This window comes from Aeromonas sp. MR16 (assembly GCF_022549315.1).
GTDB classification, from domain to species: domain Bacteria; phylum Pseudomonadota; class Gammaproteobacteria; order Enterobacterales; family Aeromonadaceae; genus Aeromonas; species Aeromonas aquatica.
Genome location: NZ_JAKZFK010000038.1, coordinates 26,106 through 35,715, shown reverse-complemented (window position 1 = coordinate 35,715; position 9,610 = coordinate 26,106). Strand labels below are relative to the sequence as shown.

Here is a 9,610-nt window from a genome sequence, read left to right as displayed (position 1 = left end):
TGGATATTTACAACCTGGAGCGACCTCACTTGGCATTGAAATACAGAACCCCCGATGCGGTGCATCGGGGGTTCTGAGTCACGTGAAGCTAGACGAAAATGTGTAAACCTATTTCAGGACTAGACATTTATTTGTGCGGGTGAGGAGCGGGATCAGCCTTGGCGCTGGCCCATGATCAGCATGGCCTCATCGGTGGCATCGTAGATCATGATGGCCAGGTGGGTGACCTCACCGCCAAAATCGGCCAGGGGCACCAGGGTCAGGTTCTGGTACATGTGCGGCGCCGAGCCCGTGATGGGGCGGTAGTTGGAGAAGCGCAGCAGGTAGGGGCGTTGCTCCCAGGTGCTGAAGGCACGGTTGTTGAGTTTGAACACCATGTTCGCCTTGCGCTCGAGCCAGGCCCTGTCGACGTCGGGGAAGAGGTCAAACAGCACCAGATCCCGCACCGCACCGGCCAGCCGGCCGCTGTGACTCTCCATGAAGCCGTTCCACACCTGCACCCTGTAGCCCTTGTCGAGCACGACCAGCCCCACGTCCAGGTTCTGGACTATGTTCATCAGCCAATGAAATTCACGGATTTCCATGGTCACTCCCGGGGTATGCGCATGATGTTGTTATTGATGTTGTTATTGATGTTGTTATTGATGTTGTTATTGATGTTGGCGATGGCATCGTCAGCAAATCGCTAGAGCATATGCATGATTTTATTGTTCATGGTGGCGATGGAATCTTCGGTAAACAGCAGCAACAGATCGCACTGCACTGCATGCCCCTGGATCCGGTAGTTGATCTCGATGGCCAGGGTACGGCGCCAGCGGCTCTGGTTGGTCTGAATAAGATCCTGAATGGATCTGTGTTGACCGAGCACCACAGGATGACCCTGGCTAAAGGGGGTGTCGAGCTGGTTGGCATAGCCGCGCAGGAAGGCGCCGATCAGCACGTTGGCGGTGTCCATCAGCAGCTCCAGCTCGGCGTTGTGATCCAGCTCGCCCTGGTGGTTCATCAAGCGGGCGAGATCCTGGAAGCTGGCATCGTGGAACAGCAGCAGGGCCTCGCCGGCGATACCGGCGCCGATGAAGCCCTGGCAGACGGCGGAGAGGGTATCCGACTCGGCGGCGGCCGAGAGCGCCATGTGCAGCTCAGAGACCTCCAGCACATTCACGTTGGGGATGGGCAGCAGCACGAAGGCATCGAGCAGGCGGGCCAGCAGATCGGCGGCCTGACCCATGGCGACGTTGGCGAGCTCCTGATAGACATCCCGCAGCTCGGGCGTGAACGAGATGGCGCTCTGCAGCGGGGACGGGCTGAGATCCGGGGAGGCGGCGAGCGCCGCCGGCGTGGCCGTCTGCCACAGACCGTGCTGACGAAGGAGGGCACGCAGAGTCTCGGGGGAGGCGGGTTTCTTGATGAAGTCCAGGGCCCCCAGCGCCATCACGCGCTGATAGGCTTCCGGCTGGATGTCGCCGGAGACCACGATCACCTTGTTGCGCAATCCCTCCCGCTGGAGGGTTTCCAGCACGCCATAGCCATCCATCTGGGGCATGGTCAGGTCCAGAAAGATCAGGTCCCCGTGGCCCATCAGGATCTGCTCTACCCCCTCCAGACCGTCTGCGGCCTGATGAAGGTTGACATGCCAGTCGGCAGGCAGGGCGCGGGCCAATTGTTTACGAGCGAACCCCGAGTCATCACATATCAATACATTCATAGTGTTAGCGGCCTGTGCAACGAGCATTGCGCTAAGTGTGCGCCATCAATCGTCAGATGCAATGGGCAGGGGCATCGCCGGTAAAAATTGATCGTCCCGTTGATGGCTGCGGTAGCGTGCGGAATATTTTTCAACGAATTCGGCGAACATCTTAACACGCAGCGGGGTGAATTGGGGTTGGCAGAGCAGCATGTAGAAGGGGCGACGGCCCGATTGCCAGTCCGGCAGGACGGCGACCAGTTGCTCATCTTGCAAGAAGGGGTGCACATAGTGCAGCGGGGCGTTGACGATGCCGAGGTGGCGCCTGGCGGCTCGCACGGCAGCCTGGGTCTGATTGACGTTGAGGCGAGGGACTCGCTTGATCTGCACCACCTGCTCGCCCTGATCGTCCCGCCCGGTCAACTGCCAGTGCTGGTGGGGCCAGCAATGGATGAGATCGTGCTCTTCCAGCTGGGCCGGGTGTGAGGGGGTGCCCATCTTCTCCAGATAGAGGGGGGAGGCAAACAGGCCGTACTGGATGTGGCCAAGACAGAGGGCGTTGGGCAGAGACTGGGGCAGCTCACCGTTGAAGAACACCAGATCCCTGTCCTGATCACAGAGGGGGGCGTGATCATTGGTCTGGCTGATGTCAAATTGCACCTGGGGATAGCGCAGGCCGAAGTCCGCCAGCATGTCGACCAGGATGGTATTGGAGAGGGCGATGGGGGCGGCGAGGCGGATCAGGCCGCTGATGTCGTGCTCCTGGCCCTGGATCTCGCCGGTGGCCTGCTCTATCTCGGCGAGCGGAGTGCACAGGCGTTCGTAATAGCGCAGCCCTTCATCGGTGAGGCGGAGCTTGCGGGTGGATCTGTGTAGCAGGCTGCAGCCGAGCTGCTCTTCCAGTTGGGAAATTCGTCGACTGATGGTGCCGGTCGGCATGCCCAGCGCGGCGGCGGCGTGGGAGAAACCGCCCTCTTGCACCACCTTGACGAACAGATAGAACTCTTCGATGTACTTCATAAGCGGCTTAGGGGGTGTTTGTAACAAGCCGGAGACCTTATGAAGAGTCGCCGGGCTTGGCAAGCGCAATCCGGCGTTTAATTGATCTGGATTAGATTCGACTCGCGCCGGTATTGGTTCAGCAAATGGACGAAATCGGCAGGGGGGCGGTCCAGGCTGTTGTCCGGCACCAGCAGATCATACCCCAGCAGATCCCGCAGCCTGACCATGCGGTTGCCCAGCATGGCGATCACCCCCTCGTAGCGCTGACCCGAGGGGGAGCGAAAGCGGCTCTCCTCCAGCAGACCCTCTCCCAGCAGCCCGGCACCGCAGCCACCGGCGGGGCAATCGGAGCCTTCACTGCGCATCGCCTGCAGCAGCACGGCCCGCTGCTCGGTCAGCAGACGCACGGCCAGTCTGGGTGTGATCAGCGTCAAAAAATCGTCGTAATCTTTTATCTTCAACCCGATGTAGGGCAGGGCCACCAGATCCCAGCCCAAATGAATACGCGGTTGGTCAATACGTTGAATATTTCTCCATTTCAGGAGCCAGCCACCGTACTTGTGGTGATATTGCAGGCAATCCTGACACAGAGAGAGGCTAAAATGAGGCTCACCCAACTTCAGCACCCCGACAAGAACTGTCAGCAAGCCGACCAGCAGGGCGGATATGGCAGGGATTAATAGTTGTTCATGGAGAAAAAAAAGTATAAAAATCATAGCAATGGTTATGACCATGCCCAACAATATCAGTGTGAGTCCATTTCTTCTGACCATGGGGATCACATGTAGCGTTTTCATATGATGTCTGCCCCTTCTCGCGTGCATGTTTCCAGATTATGGGCCGGATCGGATTTTGTACCAGCACGGGGGAGCGTTCAGGAGCCTGCCGTGGCTGGTGTTTGCTATGAGCTCTCAGCATGAATCATCACCTTACATGAATACGCTAGACGAACGCCTGCTCCATGGGATGGATGTCCTCCATACGCCCATCTGGGTCTATGACATCCAGCGTCATCACATCTATTGGGCCAATGGCCCCGCACTGGGATTGTGGGAGTCGAGCTCCCTGGCCGAGCTGCAATCCCGCGACTTCTCGGCCGACATGGCCGCCGCCATCGATCTGTTGCTGCAACGCTATCTCGGCGACTTTCAGCAGGGTCGCAGCTACAACGAGTGGTGGACCCTCTCCCCGAAGGGAGTAAAAAAGCAGGTCTATCTGCGGCTCTCCGGGGTCGAGATAGCCGGACGGCTGATGATGATGACGGAGGCGGTGATCGATGCCGACACCCTCTATCAGGAATCCTCCCTCGCCACCGGCGACACCCTGGCTTGCTTGTTCGACAACGAGGGGCGCCTCGAAAGCGGCAACCACCATTTCGACATGTGTTTCGGGGCGGGCACCACCCAGCTGACCCAGATTTTCTCCGGTTGTGACGAGGTCTTTTATCGGCGCCTGTCTCGCCTTGACGAGGTGGTGGCCGAGGGGGAGTGCCGCACCCTCAAGGGGATGCGCTGGTTTCAATACCAGTTTCGCCACATCCAGCAAGGGGCCCGGATCCTGCTCACCATGCGTGACATCACGGATCGCAAGCTCGAGGAGCTTGAGCACCGTCACCTGGCCTGGCACGACTCCCTCACCGGCCTGCTCAACCGCTACGGACTGATGAAATCCCTCGAGGCCTATTGCGGCCTGGGGGGGCGCTTCGCCCTGGTGTTCATGGATCTCGACAACTTCAAGCTGGTCAACGACAACTACGGCCACAAGGCGGGGGATCGCCTGCTGGAGCGGGTGGCTGGGCGGCTCAAGCAGATCTGTCCGCGGGACGTGGAGCTGGCGCGCCTCGGCGGGGACGAGTTCACCGCCCTGGTGCCGCTTAGCAACTCCAGCGACAGGGCGCAGGAGGTGGCGGATCTCATGCTCTCCCAGATGACCAAGCCGCTGCAGCTGAGCGGCGTGCCCGAGGTCACTATCGGCGGCAGCATCGGCATCGCCATCTACCCGGACGATGCGGACGACGGCGACAACCTCATCACCCGCGCCGACATGGCCATGTACCAGGCGAAGCAGATGGGCCGCCTGCGCTGGCAGCGCTTCACCCCCAGCATGCAGCAGACCCTGCACCGCAAGCTCACCCTGAAACAGTTTCTGGCCAAGGCCATAGGCCGGGGCGAGCTGAGCCTGCGTTATCAACCCCAGGTTGACGTGGCCCAGGGCAAGCTCATCGGCTTCGAGGCCCTGCTGCGTTGGTACAACCCTGTGCTGGGGCACGTCTCGCCGGCGGAGTTTATTCCGCTGGCCGAGGAGATGGGGCTCATTCGCGAGGTCGGCAACTGGGTGCTCTCCACCGCCTTGTGCCAGATGGGGGCCTGGCAGCGCCAGTGGCAGGTGCGGGTGCCGATGTCGGTCAACCTGTCCGGCTTCCAGCTATCCGCCAGCCTGCCCGCGTTGGTGGCGCAGCAGCTCAAGGCGTTTGGCGTCGAGGCCAGCCTGCTGACCCTGGAGCTGACGGAAACCGTGCTGATGCTGGACATGAAGGGCTGTATCGAAATCCTCGACGCCCTGAGCGAGCAGGGGATCAAGATAGCCATCGACGACTTTGGCACTGGCTACTCCTCCCTGGCCTATCTCAACCGGCTGCCCATCGACACCATCAAGCTGGATCGCTCCTTCGTGGTCGGCCTGAACCTGCCGGTGATCCGGGCCACGGTCGCCATGGCCACCAGCCTCGGGCTCGGGATCCTGGCGGAAGGGGTGGAGGAGGAGCACGAGCTGGCGGCCCTGCGCGCCCAGGGCTGTCACGTCTTCCAGGGTTTCCTGTTCAGCACCCCCATGACACCGGCCGAGGTGGCGGAGACGGGCTTCGGGATCCGCTGCAAGGTGGGGCATTTTCCGCTGACGAGCGGCTGACGCTGCCGCAGATAATGTGCGGAATGTCGCGTTTTTGAAGCGCGACATGCCAAATTAAACATAATTAATCGAATTTTTGTCTCACGTTATGGGATTCATTAGACGTTATCGCTAGTATGCGCGCTCATTCCTTGGTCATGGAGTATCACCAAATGAGTCAGGCTACTACCAACGAGCGTTCTGCCAACCCGTCAAAGGGTTGGTTGAATCGCTTCCTGAACGGGGTCGAGAAAGCGGGCAACAAGCTGCCCGATCCTGCCATGTTGTTCCTCTACGCCCTGCTGATCGTCTGGGTCGGCTCCTGGGTCCTCTCCCAGTTCTCCTTCGATCTGGTCAATCCCCGCACCGGGGAGGTCGTGGTGGTCAACAACCTGCTGACCGGGGCCGGGCTGGCCGAGTTCCTCGCCAGTATGGTCACCACCTTCACCAGCTTCGCGCCGCTCGGCATAGTGCTGGTGGCCATGCTGGGGGTCGGCGTCGCCGAGCAGTCCGGCTTCATCAATACCGGCCTGAAGAAGCTGCTGAAGGTCACCCCGGCCCGTTTCCTGACCCCCATGCTGATCCTGGTGGCCATCGTCAGCCACACCGCGGCGGACGCGGGTTATGTGCTGGTCATCCCCATCGGCGGCATCATCTTCCACGCCGCCGGACGCCACCCGCTGGCGGGGATAGCCGCCGCCTTCGCCGGGGTCTCCGGTGGCTTTGCCGCGAACTTCCTGCCCTCCGGCGGGGACGCTCTGCTGCAAGGCTTCACCCAGTCGGCGGCCCAGTTGCTCGACCCCGATTATCTGGTCAACACCCTGTGCAACATCTTCTTCACCGGCGCCTCCTCCCTGCTGATCATCTGCGTGGGCTGGTTTGTCACCGAGAAGGTGGTGGAGCCGCGCCTCCAGCATGTGCCGCTCAACGAGGATCTGGCGAGTGCCGACGAGATGGGGCGCTACAGTGCACGGGAGAGCTGGGCCTTCAACTGGGCCGGCTTCGCCATGCTGGCGGCCATCGTCCTGTTGGGGCTGGCCCTGACACCGAACGACTCGCCGATGCGGGCCGCGGATGGCTCTCTCACCACCTTCGCCGCCCCCGTGATGAAGTCCATCGTCCCGCTCATCTTCCTGCTGTTCATCCTGCCCGGCATTGTCTATGGCTTCGTGGCGGGCAACTTCAAGAGCGGCAAGGACGTGATCGACGCCATGTCGGCCACCATGAACAAGATGGGTTCCTACATGGTGATGGCCTTCTTCTGCGCGCTCTTCATCAAGGCCTTCGGTGACTCCAACCTCGGCACCCTGTTGGCGCTGTCCGGCGCCGAGGTGCTCCATGCCCTGGCGCTGCCGGGGGAGGTGACCATCGTCGGCATGATCCTGCTCACCGCCACCGTCAACCTGGTGGTGGGCTCGGCCTCCGCCAAGTGGGCGCTGATCAGCCCCATTCTGGTGCCCATGCTGATGGCGGTGGGGATCTCCCCCGAACTGACCCAGGCGGCCTACCGGGTGGGGGATTCCTCCTCCAACATCATCACCCCGCTGATGGTGTTCTTCCCGCTGGTGGTGGTCTATTGCCAGCAGTATGTGAAGAGCACCGGGATAGGCACCCTGGTCTCCATGATGCTGCCTTACTCCCTGGCCTTCCTGGTGAGCTGGACCTGCTTCCTGCTGCTGTACTGGGCGCTGGGCTTCCCCCTCGGGTTGCAGGCGCCGTATGTGTATCCTGTCCCTTAAGGGGAAAGAGGGGCCTTGGGCCCCTCGCTTTTTTTGGGTACAGTGTGGCCTTCTTCCTGGAGGCCTCATGAACCCGACCATCGATCTCATCCTTTCCCATCGCTCCATTCGTCAGTTCACCCCCGAGCCCATCACGACCAGGCAGCTCGATCAGATCCTGAGCGCCGCCCAGTGCGCCTCCAGCTCCAGCTTCCTGCAGGCCAACAGCATCATCCGGGTGACGGACAAGGGGCTGCGCGCCACCCTGGCCGAGCTCGCCGGGCACCAGGCCTATGTGGCGGAGGCGGCAGAGTTCCTGCTGTTTTGCGCCGACTACCAGCGCCACAGCCAGATAGTGCCCGATGCTCAGACCGGCTATGCGGAGCAGCTCCTGATCGGCGCCATCGACGGGGCCCTGATGGCCCAGAATGCCTTGCTGGCGGCCCAGTCCCTGGGGCTGGGCGGCGTCTACATCGGCGGCATTCGCAACAATGTGGCGGCGGTGAGCGAGGCGGTCGGGCTGCCCCATCTGGTGATCCCGCTGTTTGGCCTCTGCCTCGGTCATCCCGCCCAGCAGCCGGAGCAGAAACCGCGTCTGCCGAGGGGGCTGGTGGTGCACGAGAACCGCTATCCAGAGACCCTGGATCGCGCTCTGCTTGCCCAATATGATGAGCAGATCCACGACTACTACCTGGCCCGCAGCGGCAACAACAAGCAGCAGACCTGGAGCGGCCAGATCAAGGCCATCCTCGGCAAGGAGGCGCGCCCCTTCATGCTGGGATTCCTGCATTCCAAGGGGTTTTGCCTCAAGTAATGAGGGGCGAGGGCGATATGAGTGGTGGCGACGTGCCTGTCGCGACCCGCGGCGGAGCCGGCTTGCATTCTGTGAGACAGGGCAGAACCCCGCGCTACCTTATGCGGGTAAGCTGTTGTAGGATCACGCAATTGGATTGGGACAGGAGTTTGTACACCCTATGATTTTGACCTTGATATTGCTGTCGATTGGCGCACTCCTGTTTCTGGTCATCGCCTATAACGTGGTGCAGCAATACAAACAGAAGGCCGAAGCCGACAAGCGCCAGGCCATCGCGCGCCACAAGGCCGTGGCGGACGAGACCGAAGAGGTGCTGCTGAACGTCAACCTGGTGCCCTTTTCCAAGAACATGGTGCTGCTGTTGCAGCACAGGATCCTGGATGCCTATCGTGCCATAGCACAAGTGATGCCCGGCAATCAGATCAAGCAGCGTATCGCCGACGTCCAGACCCAGATCAAGAACGTGCAGGAGAACTACAGCAGCCAGGACGAGGGGCACTTCAAGACCCCGGAGTCCGATCGGCAGGCGATCCAGATGTTGCAGTTGGCCAAGAAGATGCGGGCCGTGCTGCGGGTCGAGCACAACAAGGGCAAGATAGATCCCCATGGCTTTGCCCAGGAGGATCGGCGCCTCGAGCTGATGCAGCTCAAGATCAACATCGCCAACCTGGTCAAGCGGGCCATGGATGCCCAGATCCAGGGGCAATACGGTACCTGTCGTCAGCTCTTTACCAAGGGGCTGGGTGCCCTGGCCAGCGTCTCCGACAAGGACGCCTACCTGCTGGCGCGGGAAGAAGACATGCGTCAGGGGATGCGTCAGCTGGAAGAGCACCTGCAGCAGCACAGCGAGAAAGAGCTGCAACACCTCAAGGACAAAGAGGCGGACGAGCTGGATGTCCTGTTCCAACCCAAGAAGAAATGGTGATCATGTCTCATCCACTGGATACCACACTGGGGCCCATGGCCCCATTTGTTTGCCAACTACTGACCGAATTGCGCGCCCTCATGGGGGAGCAAGGCGCCCCGCGGGTGGATCACCTCTGTTACCGCGCCGCCAGCCTGCCCGAGTACCTCGAATTGAAAGAGCAGCTCGCGCGTCACGGGGTCTTGCTGGTGGAGGGCATGATTGGCGGGCGACCCATCGCCACCTATCGATTGCATCAGCCGGTCTGCGTCAACGAGGTGAGCGTGCCCTGCATCGAGCTGGCCGCCCCCAAACCGGGTCGCAGCCATCAGGCGGGGCTGGAACACATTGAGCTGGTGGTGCCCTCACTGCACGCGCTACTGGCCGCGCACCCGGCTCTGCCGTTCAAGACAGGCAATATTGATGATGGTCGCAACCCGGACGTGGGGCTGATGCTGCCCTCGGGTCAGGTGAAATTCCACTTGCGTCCCTTAAGCGAGGTGATCGACGAGGAGCTGGGTACCGGCGCCGTGGTGCCGGTGCCGCCGGACTATTACGACGGCATATAAATTCGTGATGCCAGGCCCTTGCTTCGATGAGCA

Annotated in this window: 9 protein-coding genes; 5 read left to right on the top strand and 4 right to left on the bottom strand. The window is 61.2% G+C overall.

Going from position 1 to position 9,610, the window contains the following annotated elements; all coding sequences use genetic code 11:
• Positions 1–152 precede the first annotated feature (152 nt).
• From MM194_RS19620 to MM194_RS19605, 4 genes are all read right to left on the bottom strand, one after another.
• Positions 153–584, bottom strand: a complete 432-nt coding sequence (locus tag MM194_RS19620; protein WP_241344613.1) for a PAS domain-containing protein — start codon at positions 582–584, stop codon at positions 153–155.
• Between the two features lie 101 nt (positions 585–685).
• On the bottom strand, positions 686–1,705 hold the full coding sequence (locus MM194_RS19615) for a response regulator (RefSeq protein WP_241344612.1): 1,020 nt from the start codon (positions 1,703–1,705) through the stop codon (positions 686–688).
• Positions 1,706–1,750: 45 nt separating this feature from the next.
• Complete coding sequence (locus MM194_RS19610) at positions 1,751–2,704, bottom strand: LysR family transcriptional regulator (RefSeq protein ID WP_033129149.1); 954 nt, start codon at positions 2,702–2,704, stop codon at positions 1,751–1,753.
• Positions 2,705–2,781: 77 nt separating this feature from the next.
• Positions 2,782–3,333, bottom strand: coding sequence for a DUF2982 domain-containing protein (locus tag MM194_RS19605; RefSeq protein WP_238566371.1), 552 nt, complete (start codon positions 3,331–3,333; stop codon positions 2,782–2,784).
• A gap of 319 nt (positions 3,334–3,652) precedes the next feature.
• Between MM194_RS19605 and MM194_RS19600 the strand changes: the two genes are divergently transcribed.
• The 5 genes from MM194_RS19600 to MM194_RS19580 all read left to right on the top strand — a co-directional run bounded on the left by MM194_RS19600 (position 3,653) and on the right by MM194_RS19580 (position 9,577).
• Positions 3,653–5,593, top strand: a complete 1,941-nt coding sequence (locus MM194_RS19600; RefSeq protein WP_033129151.1) for an EAL domain-containing protein — start codon at positions 3,653–3,655, stop codon at positions 5,591–5,593.
• 152 nt (positions 5,594–5,745) lie between these two features.
• Positions 5,746–7,311, top strand: a complete 1,566-nt coding sequence (locus tag MM194_RS19595; protein ID WP_241344610.1) for an AbgT family transporter — start codon at positions 5,746–5,748, stop codon at positions 7,309–7,311.
• Between the two features lie 67 nt (positions 7,312–7,378).
• On the top strand, positions 7,379–8,104 hold the full coding sequence (nfsA, locus tag MM194_RS19590) for an oxygen-insensitive NADPH nitroreductase (RefSeq protein ID WP_033129153.1): 726 nt from the start codon (positions 7,379–7,381) through the stop codon (positions 8,102–8,104).
• Between the two features lie 160 nt (positions 8,105–8,264).
• On the top strand, positions 8,265–9,029 hold the full coding sequence (locus MM194_RS19585; protein ID WP_033129154.1) for a hypothetical protein: 765 nt from the start codon (positions 8,265–8,267) through the stop codon (positions 9,027–9,029).
• Complete coding sequence (locus tag MM194_RS19580; protein ID WP_241344609.1) at positions 9,023–9,577, top strand: VOC family protein; 555 nt, start codon at positions 9,023–9,025, stop codon at positions 9,575–9,577. The genes MM194_RS19585 and MM194_RS19580 overlap by 7 nt, the downstream gene beginning before the upstream one ends.
• Positions 9,578–9,610 lie beyond the last annotated feature (33 nt).

Bases quoted from the DNA above. Each gene is read 5' to 3' on its own strand.
- MM194_RS19615 (WP_241344612.1), bottom strand. From the start codon at position 1,705: ATGAATGTATTGATATGTGATGACTCGGGGTTCGCTCGTAAACAATTG.
- MM194_RS19585 (WP_033129154.1), top strand. From the start codon at position 8,265: ATGATTTTGACCTTGATATTGCTGTCGATTGGCGCACTCCTGTTTCTG.
- MM194_RS19610 (WP_033129149.1), bottom strand. From the start codon at position 2,704: ATGAAGTACATCGAAGAGTTCTATCTGTTCGTCAAGGTGGTGCAAGAG.
- MM194_RS19580 (WP_241344609.1), top strand. From the start codon at position 9,023: ATGGTGATCATGTCTCATCCACTGGATACCACACTGGGGCCCATGGCC.
- MM194_RS19620 (WP_241344613.1), bottom strand. From the start codon at position 584: ATGGAAATCCGTGAATTTCATTGGCTGATGAACATAGTCCAGAACCTG.
- nfsA (WP_033129153.1), top strand. From the start codon at position 7,379: ATGAACCCGACCATCGATCTCATCCTTTCCCATCGCTCCATTCGTCAG.
- MM194_RS19595 (WP_241344610.1), top strand. From the start codon at position 5,746: ATGAGTCAGGCTACTACCAACGAGCGTTCTGCCAACCCGTCAAAGGGT.
- MM194_RS19600 (WP_033129151.1), top strand. From the start codon at position 3,653: ATGGATGTCCTCCATACGCCCATCTGGGTCTATGACATCCAGCGTCAT.